Here is a 26476-nt window from a genome sequence, read left to right as displayed (position 1 = left end):
CGACAAAATGGGGATTCAGCGGGGCAGGGACTCGACGAGGCGGGTGACTTGGAAGCCGTTGAAGTAGGCATCCCCCTTCTCCCCGTCCTGGTTGCAGAGGGCGAAACTTTCAATCGGCCCGCCGGGCGGACCCGCGAGCCGCCGTCCGGCAAAGCGTTTGGTCACCTTGGTATCGAGTGCGGTAATCTCAAGATCGTAGGCATCAGCCGAGACCAGGGTGACCGTGACGGCCACCCCCGAGCCGTTGGCCTCCACCCCGGTGTCCGTATCCTTGCCCCCATCGCGCACGAAGTAGCGGCTCTCCCCCTGCCGGACACCGAAGACAAAACGGGCCGCCCGCTCGATGTCTTCGGTTGATGCCGATGCGGTGCCGGTGCGGAGGGCAAAGCCGACCCATCCTGGCTTGGGGTCATCGGAGCCGGTTTTGGGGGCGAAATCGCCCGCTTCCATGAGGAGAGAAAAGGATTCCCCCACGCCGAGAGGGTTGTCGAGGTTGCGGAAGGCGACGGCGGTCTCAAAACCACTGCCATTCGCGTAGAGGCCGAACGCTTTGCGGTCGATGTCGGCATGGTCGAGTTCGTTGCCTGCCTCACGCCGGGCGATGATGAATCCGGCATGGCGGTCGGATTTGTCCGCACCCGAGGTGACGAGTTGCCAGCCTCCAAAGCCACTGTTGGCGGCGTTACCGCCATTGTTCCAACCACCGTTGTAAGCGCTGTGGGCCGCATCGTCTTCGGCCAGATTGATCCGTTCACGGGCGGATAGCATCGCGTGGGACATGGCAAGGAAACACAGAATGGGAAGAACGGTCTTCATGAAGTCACCAAAGCAATCAAAGCCATCTTAAGTGTCGATACCGGGGAGTCGAAGGAGAATCTATTGAACAGATCAATCCAAGCGCCCGCACTTCGAAGAGCGGCGTGGAGGGGGAAGGAGGATCAGGCAACTCCCTCCCCCGGATCAGGGCTCGGTGATGACGCGGTAGAATTTTTTGTCGGTCAGAGCCGCGGGGTCGGTGTAGTTGCCGGAGGTGAGTCCGCTGGCCAGGACCGACCAATCCCCCGAGGTGAGGCTGGCGCGGGATTCCACCCGGTAAGTGCGTCCGGCGACGGTGGACCAAGTGAGGGTGAAGCCGCTGCCCGGGATGGCCTGGACAGAAGCCACTTTCAAACGGGAAGTGGCATCGAGCGGGTTGGTGCCGTCGTAAACTTCTGCGGCGTTGGTGATGCCATCGTTGTCGTTGTCTCCGGCCGAAGTGAGCGATCGTGTTGGATTGCTGGCGGAAGTCGGGCTGGAGGCGATGGCGGTGTTGTTGGGATTGAGGGTGGTGACGGTGGCCGTGGCCGTGACTCCGTCGGGGATGCCGGTGACGGTGTAGGACGTCAGGGTGGTTTCGAAATTCTGGACCACACTGTCACTGCGGGTCACGGTGAGGCGGTAGCGTGGAGTCAGACCTCCGGCATCGACGACAGGGCTCCAAGTAAAGGTGACCGATCCATCAAGGGCGTAGTCGCCGACAAGGGGCGCGGAGGAAGGTGCGGGCAACGGTGTCACGTCATAGAGCTTGAGGTATTGGGCCTCGAAAGGGGCGGTGGCCCAGGCACCGTCGGTGGAGGGCACCGGATTGAGTGAAACAAAGACCCCGTTGGTGACGAGGTCCTCACGGGTGAACCCATTGGTGCCCCAAAGGAAAACATCGCGACGTCCATCGTATTCATTGTTGGGGCCGAGGTAGGCCGCGATGTTTTTGACGTTGTAGCGTCGGCCGCTTTGGAGGCCCATGTTATCGGCCAAAGCCGTGGGGATGCCAAAGGTATTGGACTGGGCGTTGGTGCGGTCCAGGTTGAGGAAGGCCAGAACCACATCGCTGGTCGCGGGCGAAGCCCCGCTGGTCTGGTACTTGGCCACGGCGAATATGTCGGGGTCGGCGGTGCTGTTGCCATTGGGATTGAGGAACCATCGGTTGGAGGAACGGAGGGCGGGGCTGAAGCCACGGGCCAGACCGACACCGGAATAGGCCGGGATGAGGTTGGCCACGCCAAGGGTGTTGGAGGCCCAGGCCGTCCATTGTGGCTGCATCGAGTTGTAGCGTTTGAAGTGGGGGATGCTCTTGCCAAAATTCAACTCGTAGAAGTCAAAGCTGAGGCTGGCAGCCGTGCCGATTTCCTGGCCATACATCACCATGGGGGCCCCGTCGATGGTGCTGCCGACCGCATAGCGGATGAAGGCCTGCCAGGGATCGGAGTAGCCCGCTTCGTCATGGGAAGTGTTGTTGAGCAGGACCAGACCCTGACCGTAGGCGTTGCGCCGTCCTTCAAAGATGTCGCGGTATCCGGTGGTGGTGGTGGCCGACTGGAAGGGAAAAACGATGTTTTCATTGAGAAGTTCGAAATGACGGTTGGAACGGTAGGTGACTTCGCCGCCGTCAAGCGACTCGGTCATGAACACAAAGCTCCATTTGTGGGAACGGGCCACGTTGATGGCGTATTCCCAGAATTGCGGGGGCATGCCTTGGCCGAAATCCGCACGCAACCCATCGATGCCCTTGTAGGATTGATCGGTCAGGGAACTGCCGGCGGGCAGGCCGGTTTTCTCCAGCCAGTAGGGCACGTAGGAGGCGAAGTACTTCCAAACCCCACGGGTGACCGCCTGGGTCGAGCCGGCAGCACCGTTCAGCGATGACATATCGATGGTATCGGTCTCGATTTTGACCGTGTTCCGACTGGTATCCGCATCCGGATAGCCGGTGACCAGAGTGGCGTAGCGTCCGAAGAAGACATCCTTGACGTCGTTCCACTTGCCGAAGTCGTTGCGGTCGGGAGCGGCGGCGACATCACCAGCGGAGGAAGCGGGAACGGAGTAAGCAGTGCCCGCGCCACCGGCCGAGGAATAGAACCTGGCTTCGCGGTCCTTTATTTTGTCGGTGGCACTCCAGCCCGAGGTGTTGAGCCCCGCGGCGGAAAAGACATTCAATCCAATCTGGTCGATTTCACAGTCGAAGGCGGTGTGGTTGAATGGGGCGTCGAGGATGATGCTGATCCCCTTGGTATCGGCGATGGAGACGAAGTTCTGGAATGCGGCCATGGAGGCATTGCGGGTATTGCCCTGGCTCATCTGTTCCATCACTTGGAAGAAGTTCTTCACGGCATAAGGGCTGCCGGGATCGTAGGGGGTTCCACCGGGGGCTTCGCGGCCCTCGATTCCATTGGGATGGATGGGCTGGAACCAGATGGCATTGGAACCGGTCTTGAGGAGATAATCCAGGTTCCAGCGGGTGTTGTCGGTCAGGCTTTCAAAGGTCGAACGCTGGGCAAAGGTCGGCCCGGTGGCATCGACATTGAGCACATTGGCCTCGTAGATGCGGAGGTTGCGAGCGAGTTGGGGAGCCACGGTGATGCAGTGGTCACGCCGGCCGGAGGATGAATACCAGATCCAGGTCGAATTCCCGGAAAGACGATAACGGGCGGTGAGGCGATAGGCCCCGGTTTTGGTGGCGTTGACAGTGAGGGAATAGGTACCGTTGCCTCCGGCCAGGGGGATGGCCTGGAAGTAGCCATTGGCCGGGTAGGCACCGCCCGCGTAGCCCGATGGCTTTTCATCGGGGGGTGTGGGGGGAACGATGCCATCGTCGATGCCATCCGCGTCGGCGTCATCATCGGCGCGGTCCCGGTTGTTGAGGTTGGTCCAAACTTCGGCCTCGGCGGTGTTGAGCGCACCGGTATTGAAGGTGAAAGTGACGGGGACCGATTGGGCCTGGAGTTCATCGATGTAAAGCTTGGTGGTGGTGTAGTCGGCATTGAGTGCCCCGGTGGTGGCGCTGCTGACGGTCAGGGAAAAAGGGGCCGCACCGACGGTGACGCTGAAGGGACTGGCCTGGGCATCGGATTCGGTCAGGGACTGGGCACTGACACCGCCCGAAGTGTAGAGGTAGGTGGTTGATTTGTTGGAAAACGTGACCCTGAAGTAATATTGAAGGGTGGAACCGGGAGACCCAGTAGTCACCGAAGCGCTCCAGAACTGGTTGTCGCCGTTGTTGGCGGCGAAAGAAAGCGCCACCGATGACCAAGCGCCGCTGTTGCCGGTCCGGTAGTAGAGTGTACCACCGGTCTGGTTGTTGTTCCCGCCGTTCCGCCAAACCCCCTGGTAAAGGGTTGTGCCCACCCCGGAACCGGGACTCACCGGAGAACGCATGGAAATACCGCCGGGTATGTCCGTCGTATTCGAGGGGATATGCCAGAGATTGGTGACAATCTGGGCCGGAGACGAAATGACCGCAGCCAGCAACAGCAATACTGTGATGGAAAGGCTTTTGAACGGAGGGAGAGTGGTGGATGCATTCATGGCGAAGTGACGAGGACCCGGTAGAACCGGCGGCCGGGCAGGGTGCCGCTGTCGGTGACTGTTTGGTTGTTGCCGTCGCCCGGAACCGGTGAACCCAAAGGCTGCCAATCCGTGGGGGTCAGGCTGTTGCTGAACTGCACCTGGTAGGTCAACCCGGAGAGGGTCGGGAAGGTGATGTCAAATCCGGAAACAGGGGTCCCGGCCAGGGTGGCGGAACGTCCGCTGGCGGCATTGTTGGGGTTGGATCCGATGCGGTACTCCACGTGGTTGGTCAGGCCATCGTTGTCGGCATCGCCGGTCGGATTGGCATTGAGATTGCCAAAGTTGGCGGTTTCCCAGTCGTCCGGGAGGGTGTCCCCGTCGGTGTCATTTTCCGGGAGATCGGTTCCGAGGTCGAAGCCGAGCGTGAGGGTATGGGGCCCCGCTCCGGTGAGCTCGGCTTCCAATTGGTGGGTTTGGGCCTGGTTGCGACGCAGGACGGTGGTGAAGCCGGAGGCGGCCACGTCGGTGGCGGCAGCGTTGATCTGTGGAGCCTCGACCCAGGCCCGGACCACATCGCCCCCGCGGGTGTTGGTGATGCTCGCCCGGGTGGCGGTGGCCGCCTCAGCGGAGAGGCCGGATTGCCCCTGGAGCATGAGGGCGAGGAGGTTCGGGGACAGGCCGAAGCGGATGTAAGCCTTGTTCAATCCGGTCAGGGTGTAAGTGGCGCGGATTTTTTCCGAGGCGGCCGCCGGGATGCGGATCGTTTTGCTGATACCCCCACTGGTGAAGGTCCAACCGGTGCCGTCCGGGGCCGGGGCGACGGTATAGACAGAATTGACGCCGCTGTTGGAGCCGGCATTGGAGGTGTTGACCGTCCACCAGTCTTTAAATCCACTGGTGCGATAGGCGGAGAGGATGGTGGTGGCGCCGACAAAATTGGAGGCCCCTTCATCTTCGGTGTCCGTGCCGCTGTAGGAGGCAAAGTTGCCCGCGACCTGCCATAGACGCCCGGTGAAGGGGTCGCGCATCCAGGCGGCGGTCATGCGTCCGCCCTTGGCCTCGAACAGGGCAAAGACCCGGGAATTGTAGAGGAGATACTCGTTGGAGCCATCAAGGTCGATGTCCGCGGCCTCGGCGGCGAGGGTGGAGGAAGTGGCGGAGTTGGCCCATTGCTGGACCCGGCTGTAAACGACCGCATATCGGGCCTGGGACTGGGCATATTTGGCGAAATCGGCGAGGGTTTGGTTGCTGTCACTGTCGGGATAGATATAGGCACCGGTGCTGAACTTGGAGAGGTCGTTGTTGCTGGTGTTGTGGAAGGCGGTCTGGAACATGGCGGCGTGGAAAACACTGCCGGCCAGGTCGGCGAGGCTGGAGAAGAAGGTTGTGCCGGCGAGGGTCTGCCAGACGGTGTTGGCATGGCCACTGGAACCCACCTGTCCGAAGGGGGTGGTGGCGCCAAAATTGCGCCCGGCCAGGCCCTGTTCATTGGCCGAGCCATTATACCAGTTATCGTAATTTTCCTGGGTGGCGTGGTCGATCCAATCCTTGGCCGTCTGGATGAGGTTGAGCCCGGAGCCACGGGCCACGGTGCCCCAAGTGGTGTAGGTATTGCCGTCCTGGCCCTTGTAGGCCACCGAACCGTTGATGATATCGCCCGCCGTGACCACCCGGATCCAGGGGCGGCTGGCCAGCCAGCGGACGTTGGCGTCGTAAGAGGAAGACTTGGCATTGTCGGCAAAATCCGCCATATCACGCCAGAGAACGACCACTTGGTCCTGGACCGAACTGCGTGCGCGACGGGAAAGCAACTCACGCACCGGTTGGGAGGCCCCCTCATCGAGGGTCTGGTCGAGGTATTCCGAGGTGGTGTCGTGGATGGGGAAAATTTTCACGCCATTGACCTCATTGAGACGGAAGCCGTCGGTGCCTAGGGCGGAGGTGCGTCCAAACCACTTGACCAAGTGGCGGGTCTGGTCGGCGAAGGTGTGGGTGTAACCCATGGCGGCGATCTGGGCCAGGGTTTCGTCGTCCAAAACCCGTTCCGGGGCCCAGAACGCCTGGCGGGAGGCGGTGGCATTGCCGGCCCCGTAGATGGAATCCAGGAATTTGTCTGCTAGCAATTTGTTCGCGTGATTGAAGGCCTGCGGGAAGTATTTCGGAATATGGTCGGCGTAAGTCGACCCCAGGATCGTGGCATTACCACCGGAAACCAGGGCGGCAATGCGGGCGTTTAGGGAGGGCCCGTCGTTGGTCGCACCCGGGGCGGGATTGACGGCCCATTGCAGGGCCGAGGCCAGCGTCGGGGTGACGTGGAGGGTCAATGGAGCGTGGTAATTCTCGTGGGTTTGCAGCATGCGGAAGTAACCCGCCGCCCCGGAACTCGCCCCATTGTGGACCAAAGTCTGGATGGCACTGGCCGGCAGGATCGAATGGTTGCCGTGGGCCAGAAGCATGACCTTGGCCGCCTTGCCCCGGTCGTTGTTGCTGGAGCGTCCGAAGAAACTCGTCAGCTTGCCATTGAGGCGGATGTTGTCCTGGTCCTTCCAATAATCGGAAGCCAGCCAGTCGTCCCCAATGGTGTCGCGGATGTCATTACGTCCGCCGATGTCGCCCGGACCCACGGGACTGTTCTGGGTGCCATCGCGGGTGGTGAAGACCTGGAAATTGAGCGTGGAGGGGTCACCCAGCCAACCGGCATCGAGGAGAGCCTGGCGCTGGACGGCGATTTCCACCGCATCGTATTTGCTCGACCAGGCAACGGCATTGAGGCCATTGGCGGTGATGCCGCGCCGCTCGACCCCGAAAGCCTCGTTGGGTGTCTGGACATCGGTGGTGGTGTTGTTGCTGCGATTGGTGTCCACCAGAACCGCGCCGGAATTCTGCCCGTATGCGGCGACTACGACTTCCCAACGCATATCGGTGGCGATATCCACGGAATCCGGGAGTGCGCGCTCGCCGACGGCGGTGTTGCCGGTGTCGATGACCACGTAGGCATCCACTTCGCCCTGTTCGGCATTGGCGGCGAGGTCGACGAGGTCGACGCGGAAATACACCTTGCCATCTCCGCCGGAGGCAACCGCCCCGCCATCGCGGAAGGAGAAGGCGACGATATCGCGGGAATTGTCGTAATTGTTGGTGCGATAGACGTCGGCGCCCTGGCTGCCGCCCTCGTTGTATTCATCGAGTGCGAGCAGGTCGTTGTGGGTCCAATCAGTGAAGGTGCCGATGCGGATCGTGCCCTCCCCTCCCCCGCTGCTGACCACGGTGATCTGGGTCGGATTGGTATTGGCCGCCAACTCCTGGGCATTGGTCAAGCCGTCGTTATCCAAGTCCCCACTGGCGCCCATCTGGGGATTGCCGTCATTGGGATCAGCCGAGCGCATGCTGTCCGTTCCGTTGTCGAGCGGGTCGAGACCGTATTGGACTTCCCAGCCGTCAGGCAGGCCATCACCATCGGTGTCGGCTTTGAGGGGATCGGTTTCCGTCCAAGCTTCACCCGCATCGTACACGCGGTCGAGGTCGGTGTCGCCGTTGATGAGACCGTTGGCATTCTTGTCCTCGCCGTAACCATCGACAAGGCCGTCGCCATCGCTGTCCGCCTTGACCGGGCTGGTTTCGGTCCAGGTTTCGAAGGAATCGATGATGCCATTGGGCCAATCACCGGCGTTCGGGCGGGCGGTGGCATATTGGGTCCGGGTGGCGGTCAGCGGGAGCGTTTTTCCATCCCCGTCGGTCCAGCCGTTGCGATTGGCGTCCTCGATGCCATCGGGCAGTCCGTCCCCGTCGGTGTCGGGGTTGGAGGGATTCGTGACCGAACCGGCGGCCTGGCGGGTGCGGCTGTCCCCCTGGCTGGCCGAGCCAACGCCGGGGACGTAGCCGTTGTTTTCCAGAACGGCATAAAGCGGTGGGTCCATGTCGCCGATGAAATTCGGGAAACCGTCGCCGTTGGTGTCCATGGTGGCGTTGGTGGTGGCACTGGCGGCGGTGCGCCAGCCGACCTCGAGGCCATCGGGCAGTCCGTCACCATCCGAATCCGGGGTGTTGGGCAGGGTGCGTCCGTAGGCGTAATAAACGTGCACATCCCCGTTGGTCCAGGTTTCGGCATTGCCGGTGGGGAGTTCCTTGGGATTGGTTTCGTCGATGTCGATCAACCCGTCGTCGTCGTCGTCGTTGTATTCATCGACGTCGGTGGCGACGGATTCGCGCAGGACCACCAGGGCACTGCGGGTGTCGCTGGCCGACTGGCCGTTGGTGGTGGAAGTTGTAGCAGCGACCAAATTGTAAGTTCCAGGGGCGGTGATCAACCAGCGGAAATCCCAATACTTGGTCGTGCCCACGGTTTCCACCGTGGTGCCTTCCCAAACGTTGTTGCTGTTGCTGTCGGTGAAGGGCTCCCCGTCGTCGTATTTGCCGTTCGAGTTGCTGTCGGTGAAGGGCTCATTGACCAGGGTGATGTTGCCGGTGAGATAACTGAGCGAGAGGCCGGTGACCGTCATGCCGGTGGTGACACGCACGGTGGAGATGGTGGAATCGGCCCCCGGGCCGTCCGGCAGGACGATTTCGACGGGTTTGCCGTCGGAGCCGAGTTCGGCCGGTTGGGTGATGAGGACGTAGGGCTTGGTACTGGGGTTGGCCACGACCAGGCGGAAGGCCTGGAGCACGCGGTTATCGGGGTCCGGGAACCGGTATTCGACCTTCAATTCGTGGAGGAAATCCGCCACGTCGTTGTACAGGTTGGGCAACGGGACGGACAATTCATGATATGCGCCGCCCGGGCCGAAGCTGCCGTAGTTGATGGCGAATCCCGAACGGCTCTGGGCAACCCCGTTGGCGGAGAAGGTGAAGCGGTTCTTCAAGTCGGTCTCGCTCAATCCATTGGCCAGTGATTTGGAGAAGTAGACCTTCATGGTGTAGTTGTCGTCCACACGGTCGCCATCGTTCTGTGGCCAGGCGATATTGATGCGTTCAAGCGGCCCGCGGGTCTGGACGGTGCGTTGCAATTCGGTGTAGTGGCCGACGGTCGCGTTGAGGGTGAAATTGCGCGAGGATGAGGCTTCGAGCAGACGAAGCGTGAGGGTGGCGGAGTTGTCGGAGGGAATGTTGGTGTAACGCAGACGCCATTCCTTGGCGTAGGTGCTGGTCACGGCCGGGTTGGCCGTGACCTCGGTGGCCCGGGCCCAGGCCATGGGGATGTCGTCATCGTAGGCTCCGTTGCCGTTGAGATCGGTGAAGGCCTCCCCGGAATCGCGCACACCATTTTGGTTCTCATCGGTGAAGGGCTCGAAGCCGTCACCATTGCCATTGAGTTTGGCGGTGGCCGAGTCGTTGTTGCCAGCCTCACTGTCGTCGATATTGTACCAGACTTCTTCGACTGTGGGATCGGTGCGGATGACCACTTCGTAGGAAGAACCGCCGACGGTATCGCCATTGTTCTGCGGAAAGGCCACCTCGCCGCCCGGGGTGACGGCATCGTAGTAGAAGGTTTGCGTGAACGTCTGGTAGAGGGCGGCCTGGGTTGAGGGATTCCGGTTGAGCAGGGCCTTGGCCCGGAGGACGTGGAAGCCTTCTTTCAAACCGGTGGTGAGGGAATTGTAATCGTTGTGAAGGTGATGCTGAACGGTGGCCGGGTCGAAATTGTTGACCCGGAAGGTGGTGAGCATCTTCTTTTTGTAGGCCACGGAGGCGGCGTCGGCCGGCCACCAGGAGGCCTGGATGCCGTCGCCGTTCTTGAACAGCCCGATTTTGTAGCGGAAGGTGCTGCCGGGGGCCGGCTTGGGGATATCGACCGTGTTCCACCAGTCATCGGGATTCTGGTTGTGCTGGAAGAGCATCTCGGCGACTTGGGTGGTGCCCCGGCCGATACCGCCCGCGCCCTCGGGATAGGAGCCGTCAACCGTGTAGTAAACAAACATCTTGAAACCCGCGCCCACTGAATTGCTTTTGGCCCAGAGAGTGAGGGTGGTGGCGCCCTCGGAGTATTGGGCATCGCCAACGCCCGTGGTGCCGTTTGCGCCTCCGACCGTCTGGGCCGGGTCGTGGTAGATCCAGGCGGCTTGGCGACCGCTCTCGGTGCTGTAGTTGTTGGCTCCAGCAGGGCCGTTGTTGATGGTGAAGTTTCCCGAACCGATGACCTTGGAGTATGTCTCGGCTCCGGGTGATCCGATCTGGCTGCGTGCGGTATCAACGGCCGCAAATTTCTCCGGGTGCTGGCGGTCGACAAAAGTGGGTTGTTCGTAGCCTAGCCAGGTATCAGTGCGAACGGCGGGCGGGTTGTCGCGCTTGGCCGGATCGGTGATGCCGGGGGGCACGGTGCCGTTGAGATCGACGCCCCCGTCGAGTTTGAGCATGATGTTTTCCGCCGAACCGTCCGCCCGGGCCAGGATGGTGAGGGCGCTGCCGGATTTCACCACTGGCACGGTGGTCTGGTAGGTGAAAGGTTCGGGTGTTTCCCCGGGCGCATAACCGCGGTTGGACAAGCCCAACGGGTTGAAGGATTCGTCGCCGTCCGGCCCGTCCTCCCGCTTGACGGTGATGCGGGGCACTTCGACTCCGTTCTGGTAGAGCGTGATGGCGGACTCCGGCCAGAGGGTCGAGAGTTCGGGAGTGCGGTAGCCGAAGATGAAGTAGCCGCCCGGCGGGACGATCACCGAGGACAATTCGCTGCCAAATTTATAGAAGCCCGTCTGGTTCGAACCATTCGGACCGGTGGCGTATTGGTAAAGATAGGCCCCGGCCGGAAAACTGTGACTGAAGGCGCGCGACTGTCCGGCCGCAGTGTTGTCATTGAGCATGACGACCATGGTGATTTCGTCAGCGGCATTGCCCACGCGGGTTGAGCCGTCGGGGTTGCGGTTGTCCCGTCGCTCGTAGGCGAGGAAATCGTTGTCGCCCCAGCGACCGACCTGGAACCCGCGGGAAAAGTCCTGGTGAATCTTCAGCAGGTTGGGGATGCGGGGATCGGCAAACTGGCCGAGGAAGGCGGTGTTGGCATGGCGGGGGAACGCCCCACCGGATTCGCCGAGGGTTTCCGCCTGGTGGTAGCCGTCGGTGTAAACCAGGCCCAGCCCCTCGCGGGTGTAGTACATTGCATGTTGGAGCTGGCGCATGGCGGAATAGTCACTGTCGTGGCTGTTGGCGTGCATGACGCCCAGCGACGGGGAAAATCCGCCGCCTCCGGCACTGTCCAGCCCCAGCAGGGTGCCCCAGGGGCTGCCGAGCACCCCGTTGAGTTTGGAGCGGAGGTCGTTGTCGACCAGGCGCATCCCGGCGTCCCAATAACCGGAGTAACCGGGAGGCGAGCCCAGGTGTTCACCAAAAACCATGGCGTCGTCGCGGCCCTTCTCGGTGTCGAAGACGGAATCCCGATGGTTGCTGTCGGAGAAGCCGCGGGTGATGTTGAACTGGCGCTGCACGCCGCCGAGGTAGCCGGCATCGCTGCTGTCCTTGTTGGCCCCGCTCTGCTGGCCAAAAAAGTAATCAGGGACGTGTTTGACCGCATCGAGCCGGAGTCCGTCGGCCCGGGTCCGGTCCATCAGCCAACGGGCGTTGCGGATGAGGTAAGCGCCGACATCTTCTTTGTAAAAATCCGGGTTGGCGGCGATGATCCCCGTGGTGATCCCATTGTTGGTGCCAAAACCAACATAGGTGCCGTTGGGCAGCCGGTCGTAGTATTCCGGATTGTTGGGGTGGCGCACGAAGGAGTACTTCGGGTGGGTGGAACCCTCGGTGCGGCCGAAGTTGGCATTGGGGGTTTCATGGGCGATGTCGATCAAATCGGCCAGACCGAGGTTCTGTACCTGCCAGGCACTGCCCCAATCCCGGGTGTTGTCCCACTTGCGATAGAATCCGTCTTCCGTCACGCGGAGGTGGAAGTCCTCGGGAACCATACCGGGATAGATATCGATGGCCGTTTGTTCATTGTAGCCCGGAACATCGAAGGCCCGGTGGTTCATGATGTTGTCGAAATAGACACGGATGCCGAAGCGGTGGGCCACTTCCATGAGGTGGAGCAATTCGGCCTCGGTGCCGTAACGTGTGCGCACCGAACCCCGTTGGTCCTTCGAGCCCAGATCGAAAGGATCCCAAAGGTCGTAGCCCACAGACAACCCGCCACTGCCCTTGGTCGGAGGTGGCAACCAAAGCGAGGTGTAACCGGCCTCGGCCAATTCCGGCATCTTGCGGGTGATCTCCGCCCAGCTGGTGTTGAAGTACTGCAACATGGCCTCGGCCCGCGCCGGGCGCGGGGCGAAGCATGTGAACAGCAGGCCGCAGGCGACCAGCAAAGCCCCGAATGGACGGCAATTCTTCATGCAATGGGAACCCGGGAATAACCACCAGTGCCGCCACAGGAGCCGGTTGGCGTAACTGTTTCAGCAAGAATGGCTAAATAACCCGGCCTGTCTGCAAAATAAGCGATGTCAGCGATCGTTGCAAAAGGGATTCAATTAAACAGTTCAAGTAATCCGGCTGGCAAGTCCGCCGGGTTCGAATACGATCTCAGGATGGCGGTCAACATGGCGGATATCGCCCGGGTCGCCGGGGTGGGTAAAGCGACGGTTTCCCTGGCCCTGCGCAATGACACCCGGCTGCGCGAGGAAACCCGCCTGCACATCCAAGGGGTGGCGGAGCGCCTTGGCTACACGCCCAATGCGGTGGTGGCCAACCTGATGGCCCAGCTCCGCGCGAGCAAGAATCCCAAATACCAGTCGACCCTGGGTCTCTTGAACGCTTCAAATCATCCCGATGCCCTCCGCACGAACTTCACTTTCCGTACTTGGACCGAGGGATTGGCCGCCCACAGCGCCGAATTGGGCTATGGATTGGATGAATTCTGGCTGCGCGACCCCGCGGTGGATCCGGCCCGCCTGCGCCAGATCCTCCGCGCACGCAATATCCGGGGGGTCGTCATAGCCGGGGTGCTCGAGCACCGGGAAATCCCCGCCCGCTTCGATCTCCTCTGGCGTGACCTTGCCTGTGTGGTCGTCGGGGTCCGCCCGGAACGGCCCGCCCTGCACTTCGCCTGCAACGACCAGTATTCCACCGCCTTGCACGCGGCAGAAGAATTACAACGTCTGGGTTACCGCCGCCCCGGCCTGGTCATCGACCCGGCCATCGAAGAAAACATCGATCACCGCTTCACCGCGGGTTTCTACTCCGGGCCGCCGCGATTCGAAGAACGCCTGCCCGGCTGGGACTTCCACACGGAGCAAAAAACCGGTTTTTTCCAATGGCTCAAGCGACACCACCCGGACGTCGTGGTCACCACCCATCCGGAGATCCGCTCCTGGCTGAAAGAACACGGGCTGGCCTGTCCGAAGGACATCGGATTGATCCATTTGGACCTCACCCGCGAGGTCGAGGGCTGGAGCGGGATGAAACAAAGCAATCACTTGGTCGGGGCCTTTGCCGTGGACCTGTTGATCGGACAGCTGCACCGGAATGAAAAAGGCATTCCGGAATGTCCGAGGTGTATGATGGTGGAGAGCCTCTGGGTTCCGGGGAGCACCGTGCGACGTTCCGCCGAGGAGAAAGTGCCGGGGCGGAAAAAGAAAAAAACCGCTTGAGCAGCAAACCCGGCCAAGCCGGACGTGTTATTTGAAACTGACCAGGTCGTCCACTTTCAGGCCCTTGTCAGTGCCCTTGGTGGGATCTTGCTGGACTTTGTTTTTCCCGAAGCTGATGGCGATGACCGTCCGGCTCAGGTTGCTGTTCTGGGCCGAATCGTAATACTCTAACATATTGTTATAACTGGTGTCGAGCTTGACCGCATAGGGCGTCCCCCAGGGATCGTAGAATTTATTGTCCGAGCCGAGGCCGTCCTTGAATGAGCCGGACGATCCTTTGGCCGCGCGAAATTCCATGAAGACGATCCTGCGCTGGTTGAGGTTGTTGTAAGCCTCCCCGCTGAGAACCCTCATCAGTTCGTCGTTGTTGTCCTGGAACCAGCCTTCGGTCGCTTCCGGACCGTCACTGCTGGACACTGAAGTCGTCGGCAGCACGCCGTATTCGATTTCGTAAGACTTCACCGCGGTAACCAACTGGGACAGATCGCTCTTGGCCTTGGCCACCTGGGCGGCATCCAGGGCCCGGTTGACCGCCGGCACGAGCAGCGCGGCCAGGATGCCGATGATCACGATGACCACCAGCATCTCGATGAGGGTGAAGGCGCGGGTGGATCGTTGCGTATTTGATTTCATGGTATCATCAGGTTAGGTGACTGGCGAAACAGTGAGGACGGCGGTTTCCGCACACTCCGGACGGACCACCCGGGGGGCCCGTCCGGAAGCACGGATGATCCGGGCCAGGCGCTCCATTTTTTGGTTCAGACCCGTATCGCGCTCCCAGTCGGCCACCGTCTGGTCCATCCGGCGTGTCCAATTGGAGTCGGCCACCGCACCGGGAACATTGAAGCGCTCGGTCGTTCCGAAAAGATCGGTGATCATGGCCACCGCGATCCACGAATTGGAATGGAAAAGGGCCGTGAGCAGGGCCTCGCGCAGGGCGTCGTCGAAGGCCACTTCCCCGGCGCGCCAGCCGGTGTCGGCGAAATCCAATAGCTGCTGCATCTGCGCCCGCACCCCTTCCGCCTTGGCCCCGGCCTCCTTGTCTCCTGCGGCCGCCGCCGCCAGGATGGCGTCCCATTTTTCCCACATCGTCCGCAGCGGGTCGTGGTCATGGGTGGCGTAAGTGGCCAGGGACAGGCGTTCGTAACCTGATCCGGGCAGAAGGCTTCCGTTGGGGGCGGTCTCCCACATCGGGATCTTGAAGCCGGCAATGCCCAACGACGCCAGACTGGGCCGTACGTAATCCGGCACCACGCCCAGATCCTCGCCCACCAGCCGGAATTCACCGACTTCTTCCAATACCATCCGCAGCAACACCTCGCCCCCCTGCCGGTTGGCCAGACGATCTTCCAGACTGTCATCCCCCCGGGGCAGGAAACCCGGCAAGCGCCCACCGGTGCGCACCCGGGCCTCCTCCTCGGACAAGGGGAGGAATTCGTCATTGCGCTGCGGACGCCAGGGAAAACTGTAGATGCGGTAGAAACCCAGGATATGGTCGATGCGGAAGAGGTGGAAAATCGAGCGGACTGTCGCCACACGCTGCCGCCACCAGTCGTAGTCCAACTCCCGGAGCACATCCCACCGATAGTGCGGGATGCCCCAGTTCTGGCCCCATTTCTCGGTGAAGGGATCGGATTTGAAGATGCGCTCGGGAGGGGCACCGCCGGACCAGTCGAGCTCGAAGATCTCGCCGCGGGAAAAGACATCGGCGCTGTAGTAGCTGACGCCGATCGGGACATCGCCCATGAGGGCCACACCCAGACGGTCGCAGAGTTGGCGGACTTCATCCCACTGGAGGAAAGCCTGCCATTGGACGTAAATATGGAACTTCATCTGGCGGGCCAGATGGCGGCGGCGCTCGCCGTTTTGTGCCTCCAACCAGCGACGGGCACTGGCCACCTTGCGGATGTCCAGGGGCCAGAGATCCCACTGCTCCGTCCGCTGCTCTTCCATCAACACGCGGAAGAGCGCGTAGTCTTCCATCCATTCGGCCTTCGATTGACGGAAGGCGGCGAAGGCCCGGGCGCGCGGGGCCTGGGCGGGAATGTCATTTTCAAAGGCCTCAAAGGCGCGCCACAACAAGGCGAGTTTCAAGGCTTTGACCCGGCCATAATCCACCGGGCCTGAGCGCAGGGAAATCAAATCGTAGCGGGCACATTCCTCTGCAAAAGCCGCCGGGTCGAGATCGACCAGGCCCTCGGGGTCGGTGCGGAGGAGAACCGGATCGAGCGCGGTGCTGCTGATCGCGTTGTAGGGGCTGTTGTCCGCCCCGGTTTCATTGATCGGGAGAATCTGGACCAAATGGAGGGCATGACGACGGGCCCAATGGATGAATTCGATCAAGGCAGCCGTGTCCCCGATGCCCAAGTCCCCTTCCCGCCGGAGGGCAAATACCGGAACCAGAACGCCTGCCACCTTCTGTTCTGGATGAATGTTCATAACCGCCGCCACGGAACGTCGTTGCTTTCAACTTACGATCTACTACTAAGCAGCAACGAGGGCGATGACTATTCTTTGAACAGTTCAATCAATTCCAAGATTTGCAAGCGTCGTTTGCAGGGGCGGATCAACAACTGCGCCTTGTGAAGTCAGGAACCGCCGAGGAGGAACTCCACGTCGGTATCCGTCTGGTCGCCAATCAGGACATAAAAGTTCCGGGGCGAATTCCAGGCCAGCGTGCGGTGGCCCCCGAAAGATTCGCGCAGGATTTGCCCGTCCGGCGGCAGGGCGTTGAGTTGGTTGCGCGGGATGACGAAAACATGCATCAACCGGCCGTTCTTCTCCAGGCACATGCCACCCACCTTGCGTCCGCGCCATTCCAAGACCGAGCAGGCCACGGCCCGCGCATCGGTGAGGAAAGGCGGCAGGTCATTGAGGAGGGGTGCCTGCTTTTCCGCCAGCCAGGCCAGAGCTTCCCCGGTGCCCGGCACCTCGTGGGTGGGCTTGAACTGGCCGGTGGACACCATCGTTCCAATGTCCTTCCGCATCTCCGTGTAGGTGGCGGCCAGCAACCGGGGGCGGGTGAAGCCCGGCTCGCTGACCATCCAGCCAATGGCCCCCAGAACCAACAGGCCGGCGGCCAGTGCCCAAACTTGGGGTTGGCGCCAAAAGGGAAAGGTCACGACTTTTTCCCGCCCGTTCAATTGCGAGAGGAGATCGGCGCGCAGCCTCTGGGGCACGGGCAGCGAGGCCAGGGCCCGCACGACTTCACGGTCCTGCTTTCGCTCCGCTTCCAGCCAAGTGCGCAGTTCCGGATCGTTTTGGGCAAAAGCCAGCGCCTCCCGCACCGCGGGGTCCGCATCGTCCTGCCCATCAGGCCGGGCGCAGGCGAGGATGAGTTTGGCTTGTTCCTTATCCATGATCTTGTTCCAAAGCCGGGCGGCCCGGCTGGCCCATACCATTACGATGCACGGCGCCTTCCTTTTGTTTCAAAATATTCCGCAATTGTTCTTTCCCCCGGGAAAGCCGTGACATGACTGTCCCGATCGGGATCCCGAGGATCACCGCAATTTCATGGTAGGAATGGTCGTCGAGGTAAAAAAGCCCAAGCGGGGCGCGGTACACTTCCTCGACCTGGCCGAGGGCTTCCATGACCAAGGCTCCGTCCATCTGCCGGGCGATGGGCGAATCAACAACCGGAAGTTCGTGTTCGACCGATTCCACCTCATGGTGCTGGAAGCGGGTCGCACGGCGCCGCGAACCAAGAAACTCCCGGTGCAGGGTGGTGAAAAGCCAGGTCTTCACCTTGGACAGATCGCGCAATTGCCCACCCTTGGTGGCCCAACGGAGGAATGTCTGCTGCACCAGATCGGCGGCATCAGCCTCGCGCTGGCTCAGACTGAGGGCAAAGCGGTAAAGCCCATCATAGTAGTCCGCGACCAACTGGTCGAAGGATAGACTGGACGGATCTTTGGCGGACTCCACGGCGAGGACTATTCCCGGGGTTTGTTCTTTTGTCGAGAGCGGGCGCATGCCCGCCGTCGTCCGTCATATGGAACCTGGCATCCGTCGCCAGATTTTACTCGGTCTCGAGGAATCCCTGGAGGTGCCGGATACGGGTGGGGTGGCGCATCTTGCGCAGGGCCTTGGCCTCGATTTGCCGGATGCGTTCGCGGGTGACCTTGAACTGGCGTCCGACCTCTTCCAAGGTCCGGCTGTATCCATCGACCAAACCGAAACGCTGCTCCAACACCGCCCGTTCGCGCTCGGTCAGGGAATCGAGGACGTCCTTGATCTTTTCCTTGAGCAGGGCGTAGGCCGTCATGTCCGAGGGGTTTTCCGCGCTCTTGTCCTCGATGAAATCACCAAAGGTGGTGTCGTCACTGTCCCCGACCTGGGCCTGGAGGGAGATCGGCTGCTGGGCCATCTTGAGGACCGCGCGGACGCGCTCGACCGGCATGCCGGTCTCTTCCGCCACTTCGTCCGGATTGGGTTCGCGCCCGAATTCCTGCACCAACTGCTTCTGCACGCGCATGAGCTTGTTGATGGTTTCGATCATGTGCACCGGAATGCGGATCGTGCGGGCCTGGTCGGCGATGGAACGGGTGATGGCCTGGCGGATCCACCACGTGGCGTAGGTGGAGAACTTGTAGCCGCGCTTGTACTCGAACTTTTCCACCGCCTTCATCAGGCCCATGTTGCCCTCCTGGATGAGGTCGAGGAACGACAGGCCGCGGTTGGTGTACTTTTTGGCGATGGAAATGACCAGGCGAAGGTTGGCCTCGACCATCTCGGTTTTGGCTTTGAGGGCCTTGCGGAGCCAGTTCTTCAACTCGCGGTAGTCGTGCAGGTATTGTTCCAGGGTCAACCGGCACTTGGTTTCTTTTTCCGCCAACTGTTGCAGGAGCAGCTTCTCATGTTCCTTGGCCGCCTTGCTCTTGGATTTGTTCTTTTCCAGTTTCTTGACCTCCATGCGGATGTCATGGATTTCCTTGGTGAACTGGTCGCAGACGGCGACGAACTCTTCGGTGATCTTCTGCTTGAAGAAAAATTTCGGATAGTAACGGGCCAGGGAAGCGTCGGCCCTGTCGTAGACCTTCTGCGCTTTGGACTTGGCCGGGGCCGACTTGACCTTGACCAGCTTGTCGTAGGCCTGGTCGACTTTCTTGTTCGCGGCCTGGACGTCACGCACGAGCCGCTTGAGCGACTTCATGTATTTCTCGCGGCTGTCGATCTTCTTGTCCTGGATGATGCGGTCGAAGCGTTCGCGGCCCTGGTCGAGCTTTTCCGCCAGGGTGATGTATTCCTCGGCAATGAACCCGAAGCGGTGGAGGAACTTCTGCACCATGGTTTCGGCGTCCTCGATGCGCTTGGAGATCTCGACCTCTTGCTCGCGGGTCAGCAGGGGCACCTGGCCCATCTGCTTGAGGTACATACGGACGGGGTCGTCGAGGATGTCGAGCTTGGCCTCGGTCTTGTCCTCGGCCGTTTCCTCCTCCTGCCCGGTGACGGCCTGTTTGTAACGGTCGACTTCGGAAGAATCAATGACATCGATCTCGCGGCGGCGGAGTTCGGTCAGGATGGTCTCGATCTGGTCGGGGTTGTTGACGCTCTCGGGCAGGGCCTCGTGGAGGTCGTCGAAAGTGAGGTAGCCCTGTTCCTTGGCCAGACGCATCAATTCCTTGATGCGGCCTTCCATCTCGGGATTACCGGCCCAAACCACGGGGGCACCTTCTTTTTCGGTATGATCACTCCGAGCAGAACCCGGGGCGGTCTGGAGCTTGAACTCGAAGGAAGGCGGGGGGCTTTTGGAGGCGGAGGCGGTTTTTTTGGGGGCGGCGGGTTTGGATTTCTTCACAGGGGCCTCGGTGGTTTCAGCAAAAATGCAACAAAAAGGACCGTGTCAAGCCCCTTGGCTCAAGCACGGCGAGCCCTAGAAGTTATGTGCTCAACCCCTTGAAGTCAAAAGCTTTTTCTCATTCAGCAGCACGGTCTGTTGTTTCATCAATTCGGCGCGCTCGGCCGGGCCCAGGGCGGGATTTTTCATTTGCTGGGCCAGGGCCAGTTCACGGTTGCGGATGTGGAGGAGACGGGCCTTTTTTTCCAACGCACGCAGGAAGTCGAGGAGGCCCTCCTCGGGCAGTCCCTCCAACAAACCGGTGCGCACCCCGGCCACCAGACGTTGTTCGCCGGGGGTGAGCAGGGGGAAGACCAGATTGATGTCCCCCAGGGCATCCTGGTTGGCGGCGTCGTATAGTTTTTCCACCACACCAGCCCCGGGCAATTCCGCCAGCCACACGGGCGCAATGGTGCGCTGGGCCTCGGCGGCCATTTCAGGCCGCGCCAGCAACAATTCGACCAGCTCACGGACCAGGGGATGGCAATCATCCGCGGTTCCGCGGGACGGGCCGGTGGCATCCGTGCGTGCGATCTCGCTACCCACGGGCTGTCGCGACGGTTCGTCCGCCCGCCGCCGCGGGACCTGGCGCTGGATCTCGGTCGTCAGGGCTTCGGCACTGGAGCCCAGGTGGATCGAGGCCTGCTGGATCAATTGTTCGCGGTAGGCCTGGTTCGGGATACGCCCGAGGAATGCGGCCACCGTCTCGATCACGCGCCGTCGCCCCTGGATGTCCCCGCCATGCCGGGCCGTCTGTGTGCGGATGAGGTAAAGCAGGTAGTCGGTCGGACGGTCGAGCAGGGCTTGGAACGCGGACCCGCCCTCTTTGCGGATGAACGAGTCCGGGTCATGGCCCGCCGGAAGTTCGACCACCTGGATGCCCAGATCGGATTGCACCAGCGCCTCCAGTCCGCCCTGCCCGCCCAGCAATACGTCGGCCAGCCTCTCGGCCGCCTTCTGGCCCGCGTTGTCGGCATCCAGACAAATGACCACATTGCGGGTGAACCGGCGGAGGATCTTGGCATGGTCGGCGGTGAAGGAAGTCCCCAGGGGCGCCACCACATGGAGGATGCCCGCGGCATGGCATCGGAGGACATCGATCTGGCCCTCACAAACCACCACCCGGTCGGCATCCAGAATGGCCCGCTTGGCCCGGTGGAATCCGAAGAGCACCCGGCTCTTGGTGAAGAGCGGGGTTTCGGGCGAGTTGACGTATTTGGCCGCTTTGGCCTCGGGGTCGAGCAGGCGCGCGCTGAACGCGATGACTTCCCCGGATTCGTTGGTGATGGGGAAGATCAGTCGCCCGCGGAAAAAATCGTAAACTCGGCCGGATTCCTCGTGCCGTTTGACCAGGCCGGCCTGGAAAAGAAGTTCCGGTTCGTATTTTTTTTCACGGGCCCAGGCGACGGTGTCGTCCCAGGCCTCGGGAGCGAAGCCGAGCCCGTATTCCTTGGCCCAGGACAGGGGGATTTCCCGTTCCTTGAGATAGGCCCGGGCCTGTTGAGCACGGGGATCGTGCAGGAGCAATTCCCTCCAGTGGGTGGCGATTTCCGCGTGGAGCGAAAGCAGCCGCCCGCGTGATTCGCGCTTCGTCCGGTCGACCGTGCCATCCTGTTCCGGGATCGGGATGCCCGCCTTCTCGGCCATTTTCCGCACCGCGGTGGGAAAATCGACATTCTCATAAAGCATGATGAACTTGAAGACATCCCCGCCGTTCCCGCTGCTGAAGCACTTGAAGATCTGCTTCTGGGGGTTGACGAAAAACGAAGGGGTTTTTTCCTTGTTGAAGGGACTGAGCGCCTTGTACGTGGAGCCGGAACGTTTGAGCGGCACATATCCGTCGATGACTTCGACGATGTCGACCGCCTGGCGGATCTGTTCAACGGTCTCGGGGGGGATCATCATGGACGCAGTTCCCGAAGATGGGCCCTTCCTGCGTGTTTGCCAAGCACCGGGCAAAAGCCTACAATCTTCTTTTCATGCCCATCCTTGTTCTCCGCATCAGTGTTCTGTTGGCGGCCATTCTGGCTGCGGCACCCCTGGCTGCACAAAACCTGCGGCCACAGGACGACGCCACCGCGCCGTCCACCCCGGCCAAGCCCAAGTCACGGGTGGTTCTGGTGGAAAAACCCGCGCTGGTCAGCCGATTCCAAGTCGACGAGGCGGCCGTCGCGGTCGAATTCAACCGCGCCCTTATGGCCCTGACCCGGAAGAACTCGGTCACCGAGGCCTGGCGTTCCCTCGTTTCCCCCGCCGATGTGGTGGGCTTGAAAATCAACACAGCGGGAGGCTCCATCCTCTGCACCCATCCTGCCCTGGTCGAGGCCATCGTCGCGGGCCTGGAAAAATCCGGCATCCCACCCGAACAGGTGGTGATCTGGGATAAGTTCGAGGACCAGATGCTCGCCGCCGGCTACGTGCCGATGCAACCCTCGAAAGAGTGGCGCTGCCAGTCGGTCGTCCCGGGGGCGGGATTCGACGGGGAAAAGTTCTTCTTCCATGAAATCGCCGGCCAGTTGATCTGGGGGGACCGCGATTTCATTGGAAAGGTGGAGAAATCGAACAACACCCTGCGCCAGCTCCTGGAGCAGGCGGCGGCCCCGCGGAAAAACGAAAGCCTCGACCCCTTCCGGGACAACTCCGCCCCCAAAGACGGCAAGAAGGAACCTCCCCCGCAGGTCAGCAACCGATCCTACTTCGCCCGTATCCTGACCCGCGATGTGACCAAAATCATCAATCTTCCCGTGCTCAGCGACCACGACCGCATCGGACTGAGTGGGTGCCTCTCCTCCCTCACCCTGGGCAGCATCGACAACCAGCGGCGCTTCCTCAACGACAGCCAGGCCGCGGCCGAGGCCATCGCCGATTTATATAGCAATGAATTGATCTCCAAAAAAACCATCCTGCACGTCATGGACGGCCTGGTGTGCCAGTATGCCGGCGGCCCGGCGTTCAACCCCCATTACGCCGCCTCCCCCGGTCTCCTCATGCTCAGCACCGACCCGGTCGCCCTGGACACCCTGGCCTTGGAACGCATCGAGGACGGACGACGCAGCCGGGGCGTGATCCCGGTCAGTGCAAAGGCCGGCCATATCGCCGAAGCAGCCTTGGCCGGCTTGGGCAATAACAAGCCAGAATTGATTGAAATCACCGTAATTCCTTAACTATTACGTTATAGTTCGTGTCTTTTGTTCAGCTTCCAAAGAGGCGAATTGATCATCAGCAAACCAAAGTAGAGTTTTCCGTTTTTCCCCTTTCCCCCCCCCTCCGACCCCGATAGATTGCAGCCGATGTCCTCCAGCCAAACGCTGAATTTCGAAAACGCCCGGGCTCTGTCCAATCTATACGTCGGCAAAACCGCCCTCTTGAAGAAAGCCGAAGAGGAGCTGGGGGTCAAAATCACCAGCCGCGATTCCTGGCTCAAGGTCGAGGGCACGAAGAAGGGCGTCGAATCCACCAAGGAACTCTTCCGGCAACTGCATCTGGCCCATCAAAACGGCATCCGCATCCGGGAGCATGAGTACAACTACGCCCTCAAAGCGGTCAGCACCGGCAAGGGCGAGGAATTGGAGCAACTGTGGGCCTACCGCGTCACCCTCTCGCCCAAAAAGGCCCCCCTCACCCCCAAGACGTTCTCCCAGATGGCCTATTTGGAGGACATCAAAAACTACGACCTGACGTTCGGCATCGGCGCCGCGGGTACCGGCAAAACGTTTCTGGCCATGGCCATGGCCGTGGCCGCCCTTCGCACGGAACAGATCTCCCGCATCATCCTCACCCGCCCGGCGGTCGAAGCCGGCGAAGCCCTCGGTTATCTGCCCGGCGACCTCCAGGAAAAAATCTTCCCCTACCTCCGGCCGCTCTACGATGCCCTCTACGACATGATGGACATGGAGGAAATCCAGAAGGCCATGGACCGCGGGGTCATTGAAATCGCCCCGCTGGCCTACATGCGTGGACGCACCCTGGCCAACGCCTTCGTCATCCTTGACGAAGCCCAGAACACCACCACCGAGCAGATGTTCATGTTCCTGACCCGTCTGGGACAAAATTCCAAATGCGTGGTCACGGGCGACCCCACCCAAGTCGACCTGCCGCACAGCAAAAAATCCGGTCTGGTGGAAGCGGTCCAGGCGTTGCACGGCGTGCCCGGCATCGGGATGATCAAATTTGAAGAAATCGACATTGTCCGCCACCCGCTGGTGGCCGCCATCGTCGACGCCTATAAAATGCACCGTGGGGTCAAAACCACGAGCATGACGCTCTGATTTTCCCGGCCCCGGCGGGGCTGGTTGCTTTCATGTTCAATTGGTTCAAAAAACAGGCCCTGGTACGCGAAGGTCTTTCCTGCGGCAAGGAACGGGCCACGTCCGACCTGCCGGGCTGGAAACAGGCCATGGAAAACAACGGCCTGGTGCGCCTGGTCATCCTCGGGTTGGTCCTGGCCGCCATCGTGCGCATCGGCCACTGGCACGGCACCATGCCCACGGTGGAAATCGTCACCCTCGGCGTGCTGGCCCTCATCATCGCCATGGTCGTGGTCAAACTGGCCGCCCGTGAGGTCTGGCAAAACAATTACCTCCTGCTTCTGATGTTCCTCTGCACCGTGACCAACCTTCTCCTCAACAAGGTACTGGTCGTCTACTCGGACCAATTGATTGTTTTCGAAAAGAGCATCCCCGCCCTCCTCGTGCCCTCCGCCGTGGCCCCGATGCTCATCACCATCCTGATCTCGCCCAGCGCGGGTTTCGTCACCGCCTTCCTTGTCCCCCTGCTCGGCTCGCTCTATCTCGCCCCCGGACCGGAACTATCCCTCAGTTCCCTTCTGACCGGTTTCGCCGCCGCCTACCTGACTCAACGCATACGCCGCCGCTCCGACCTGCTCATGGCCGGCGTCGGGGTCGGCCTGGTCGGCCTGGGCTGCGCCCTGCTCATTGGCTGGCTTCATGATCCTTCTCTGGTCTTCCTTGTCGTCCAGGGTGTCTGGGCCATCGCCCTCGGCGTCACCACCTCGATCCTGGTCGGCACCGCCCTCCCCGTGCTGGAGTGGCTCTTCGACCGCATCACCGACATCTCCTGGTTGGAAATGACCGACCTCAACCACCCACTGCTGCAACGGCTCAAGGAGGAGGCCCCGGGAACCTACCACCACAGCCTCAACGTCGCCAACCTGGCCGAAGCCGCGGCCGAGGCCATCGGGGCCAACCCCACCCAGTGCCGTGTTTCGGCCTATTTCCACGACATCGGCAAACTGGTCAAACCGGATTACTTCGTGGAGAACTACCGCGGCGAAGGCGACCCCCACAAGTTGCTCAACCCATCGATGAGTGCGCTCATCATCATTTCCCATGTCAAAGAGGGCGTGAACCTGGCCCGCAAATACCGCCTGCGCCAGCCGGTCATCGACGTCATCCAGGAGCACCACGGCACCTCCATCGTTTATTACTTCTACAAGCGCGCCCTCCAGCAGAAGCAGGACGCCCTCGAGGGCGGCAAGATCCTCAAGCTGCGCGAGGAAGACGTCCCGGAAGTCACCGAGGCCTCCTTCCGCTACCCCGGCCCGGTGCCGCAGTGCCGTGAATCCGCCATTCTTTCCCTGGCCGATGCCCTTGAAAGCGCCTCCCGCTCCCTGAAGAACCCCACCACCCAGCGCCTGGAAAGCCTGGTCAACGACATCGTCAAGGCCCGGGTCGAGGAAGGCCAGTTGGCCGCCAGCAACCTCACCTTCAACGAACTGGCCATCGTGACCGAAGCCTTCATTGAAACCCTCAAGAACATGCTCCATGCGCGGATCGAATACCCCAGGGACCGCAAGGCCCGCGAAGGTCCGGATTACGATGCACGACCGGCGGAAAAGCCCCCGACTGCATCTCTCCCGGCTGCTGCGGCAGAGTGAGGCTGCGGCCGTGCTCCTGGCCCGCCGCCTGCCCAGCGGACTGGACCACATCGCCGTCGTCTTCCTCTCGCCGGCGGCCATGGCCCGCGTACACGGGGAATTCCTCGGCGATCCCACCCCCACCGACGTCATCACTTTCGAGCATGGGGAAATTCTGGTTTGCCCGGCGGTGGCGGAACGCCAGCGGCGGGCGGAGGGACTGGAACTGCACGACGAGGTCCTGACCTACATCCTCCACGGGTTGCTTCACCTGTGCGGACTGGACGACCAACAGGAGCGCGATTTTGCCCGCATGAGGCGGGAGCAGCAGCGGCTGCTGGACAAAGTGCGCGGCTTGAAACAACCCGGACCGCCTGGCCGTTGATTTTTACATCGCACTTTCGTCAGGATTGGTTAGCCTGACCCAGGGCATGAAATTCCGCACCCCCACTCTCCGCATCCTTCCGCTGAACAAGCAACTCCCCCCGGTTCTGCCCCAGCAGTGCACCGTGCCCGAGGATGCGGTTCCGGGCGAGGTCCTGATGATCCCGGACACACAGGGACGGACCCATTGGTTTGTCCTGGCGGACAAACAGCGCTGGTGGGCCGGCGGCAAATGGAACATCACCGGAACCCTGGCCGAATTCGACCCCTCGATGATGAATGAGAGCGAGATCTACAACTACCGGCTCTCGGTCCTGCAAAGTTGCGGCTGGATATCCTGATTCCGGATTGCTAGAGCACTTTCCACTTAATTAGCTTCGTAGTTGGCATGAGAGAAGAAGTTGGCACAGTGCTCCGGGGTGAAGGATTCGATGGCTTCTTTGAGGGCTGAGATCAGCTCCTTCCAAGTTCTGGCCGATGCTTTGCGCAGAA

General features: G+C 61.3%; 15 protein-coding genes. 6 read left to right on the top strand and 9 right to left on the bottom strand.

Annotated elements, in window-relative coordinates; genetic code table 11:
• Nucleotides 1-15 precede the first annotated feature (15 nt).
• From SFU85_06550 to SFU85_06540, 3 genes are all read right to left on the bottom strand, one after another.
• On the bottom strand, nucleotides 16-816 hold the full coding sequence (locus SFU85_06550) for a hypothetical protein (protein MDX6766434.1): 801 nt from the start codon (nucleotides 814-816) through the stop codon (nucleotides 16-18).
• A 144-nt stretch (nucleotides 817-960) separates the two neighbouring features.
• A complete protein-coding gene (locus SFU85_06545) occupies nucleotides 961-4341 on the bottom strand; it encodes an alpha-amylase family glycosyl hydrolase (GenBank protein ID MDX6766433.1) in 3381 nt (1126 codons plus the stop codon).
• Entirely contained in the window at nucleotides 4338-12635 is an 8298-nt protein-coding gene (locus tag SFU85_06540; protein MDX6766432.1) for an alpha-amylase family glycosyl hydrolase, read from the bottom strand. Before SFU85_06540 ends, SFU85_06545 begins: the two co-directional genes overlap by 4 nt.
• Nucleotides 12636-12827: 192 nt before the next feature.
• On the opposite strand from SFU85_06540, the gene SFU85_06535 reads away from it, so the two are divergent.
• On the top strand, nucleotides 12828-13889 hold the full coding sequence (locus tag SFU85_06535) for a LacI family DNA-binding transcriptional regulator (GenBank protein MDX6766431.1): 1062 nt from the start codon (nucleotides 12828-12830) through the stop codon (nucleotides 13887-13889).
• Between the two features lie 27 nt (nucleotides 13890-13916).
• Here SFU85_06535 and SFU85_06530 read toward each other — a convergent pair whose 3' ends face one another.
• The 6 genes from SFU85_06530 to dnaG all read right to left on the bottom strand — a co-directional run bounded on the left by SFU85_06530 (nucleotide 13917) and on the right by dnaG (nucleotide 21630).
• Complete coding sequence (locus SFU85_06530; GenBank protein ID MDX6766430.1) at nucleotides 13917-14522, bottom strand: prepilin-type N-terminal cleavage/methylation domain-containing protein; 606 nt, start codon at nucleotides 14520-14522, stop codon at nucleotides 13917-13919.
• A gap of 12 nt (nucleotides 14523-14534) precedes the next feature.
• Complete coding sequence (locus SFU85_06525; protein MDX6766429.1) at nucleotides 14535-16328, bottom strand: 4-alpha-glucanotransferase; 1794 nt, start codon at nucleotides 16326-16328, stop codon at nucleotides 14535-14537.
• A 149-nt stretch (nucleotides 16329-16477) separates the two neighbouring features.
• Entirely contained in the window at nucleotides 16478-17248 is a 771-nt protein-coding gene (locus SFU85_06520) for a hypothetical protein (GenBank protein MDX6766428.1), read from the bottom strand.
• Nucleotides 17241-17861, bottom strand: coding sequence for an RNA polymerase sigma factor (locus tag SFU85_06515; GenBank protein MDX6766427.1), 621 nt, complete (start codon nucleotides 17859-17861; stop codon nucleotides 17241-17243). The genes SFU85_06520 and SFU85_06515 overlap by 8 nt, the downstream gene beginning before the upstream one ends.
• 46 nt (nucleotides 17862-17907) lie before the next feature.
• Entirely contained in the window at nucleotides 17908-19686 is a 1779-nt protein-coding gene (gene rpoD / locus SFU85_06510) for an RNA polymerase sigma factor RpoD (protein MDX6766426.1), read from the bottom strand.
• A gap of 90 nt (nucleotides 19687-19776) precedes the next feature.
• The gene (gene dnaG / locus SFU85_06505) at nucleotides 19777-21630 is read right to left on the bottom strand and encodes a DNA primase (GenBank protein MDX6766425.1); all 1854 of its coding nucleotides are present in this window, start codon (nucleotides 21628-21630) and stop codon (nucleotides 19777-19779) included.
• Nucleotides 21631-21704: 74 nt separating this feature from the next.
• Between dnaG and SFU85_06500 the strand changes: the two genes are divergently transcribed.
• From SFU85_06500 to SFU85_06480, 5 genes are all read left to right on the top strand, one after another.
• The gene (locus SFU85_06500; GenBank protein MDX6766424.1) at nucleotides 21705-22889 is read left to right on the top strand and encodes a DUF362 domain-containing protein; all 1185 of its coding nucleotides are present in this window, start codon (nucleotides 21705-21707) and stop codon (nucleotides 22887-22889) included.
• A gap of 126 nt (nucleotides 22890-23015) precedes the next feature.
• The gene (locus SFU85_06495; protein MDX6766423.1) at nucleotides 23016-23993 is read left to right on the top strand and encodes a PhoH family protein; all 978 of its coding nucleotides are present in this window, start codon (nucleotides 23016-23018) and stop codon (nucleotides 23991-23993) included.
• A 32-nt stretch (nucleotides 23994-24025) separates the two neighbouring features.
• Entirely contained in the window at nucleotides 24026-25621 is a 1596-nt protein-coding gene (locus SFU85_06490) for an HDIG domain-containing protein (protein MDX6766422.1), read from the top strand.
• A 10-nt stretch (nucleotides 25622-25631) separates the two neighbouring features.
• On the top strand, nucleotides 25632-25985 hold the full coding sequence (gene ybeY / locus SFU85_06485) for an rRNA maturation RNase YbeY (protein ID MDX6766421.1): 354 nt from the start codon (nucleotides 25632-25634) through the stop codon (nucleotides 25983-25985).
• A 46-nt stretch (nucleotides 25986-26031) separates the two neighbouring features.
• Nucleotides 26032-26325 carry a hypothetical protein gene (locus SFU85_06480; GenBank protein ID MDX6766420.1) on the top strand — a complete coding sequence of 98 codons (294 nt, stop codon included), beginning with the start codon at nucleotides 26032-26034 and terminating at the stop codon, nucleotides 26323-26325.
• The last annotated feature ends 151 nt before the right edge of the window (nucleotides 26326-26476 follow it).

The sequence above is a fragment of the Candidatus Methylacidiphilales bacterium genome, from assembly GCA_033875315.1.
In the GTDB taxonomy this organism is placed as follows: domain Bacteria; phylum Verrucomicrobiota; class Verrucomicrobiia; order Methylacidiphilales; family CAZTYG01; genus JANRJG01.
Note: the sequence above shows the minus strand (reverse complement) of the source record. Positions and strands in the feature narration are given on the sequence as shown.

Bases quoted from the DNA above. Each gene is read 5' to 3' on its own strand.
- SFU85_06550 (MDX6766434.1), bottom strand. From the start codon at position 816: ATGAAGACCGTTCTTCCCATTCTGTGTTTCCTTGCCATGTCCCACGCG.
- SFU85_06545 (MDX6766433.1), bottom strand. From the start codon at position 4,341: ATGAATGCATCCACCACTCTCCCTCCGTTCAAAAGCCTTTCCATCACA.
- SFU85_06540 (MDX6766432.1), bottom strand. From the start codon at position 12,635: ATGAAGAATTGCCGTCCATTCGGGGCTTTGCTGGTCGCCTGCGGCCTG.
- SFU85_06535 (MDX6766431.1), top strand. From the start codon at position 12,828: ATGGCGGTCAACATGGCGGATATCGCCCGGGTCGCCGGGGTGGGTAAA.
- SFU85_06530 (MDX6766430.1), bottom strand. From the start codon at position 14,522: ATGAAATCAAATACGCAACGATCCACCCGCGCCTTCACCCTCATCGAG.
- SFU85_06525 (MDX6766429.1), bottom strand. From the start codon at position 16,328: ATGAACATTCATCCAGAACAGAAGGTGGCAGGCGTTCTGGTTCCGGTA.
- SFU85_06520 (MDX6766428.1), bottom strand. From the start codon at position 17,248: ATGGATAAGGAACAAGCCAAACTCATCCTCGCCTGCGCCCGGCCTGAT.
- SFU85_06515 (MDX6766427.1), bottom strand. From the start codon at position 17,861: ATGCGCCCGCTCTCGACAAAAGAACAAACCCCGGGAATAGTCCTCGCC.
- dnaG (MDX6766425.1), bottom strand. From the start codon at position 21,630: ATGATGATCCCCCCCGAGACCGTTGAACAGATCCGCCAGGCGGTCGAC.
- SFU85_06500 (MDX6766424.1), top strand. From the start codon at position 21,705: ATGCCCATCCTTGTTCTCCGCATCAGTGTTCTGTTGGCGGCCATTCTG.
- SFU85_06495 (MDX6766423.1), top strand. From the start codon at position 23,016: ATGTCCTCCAGCCAAACGCTGAATTTCGAAAACGCCCGGGCTCTGTCC.
- SFU85_06490 (MDX6766422.1), top strand. From the start codon at position 24,026: ATGTTCAATTGGTTCAAAAAACAGGCCCTGGTACGCGAAGGTCTTTCC.
- SFU85_06480 (MDX6766420.1), top strand. From the start codon at position 26,032: ATGAAATTCCGCACCCCCACTCTCCGCATCCTTCCGCTGAACAAGCAA.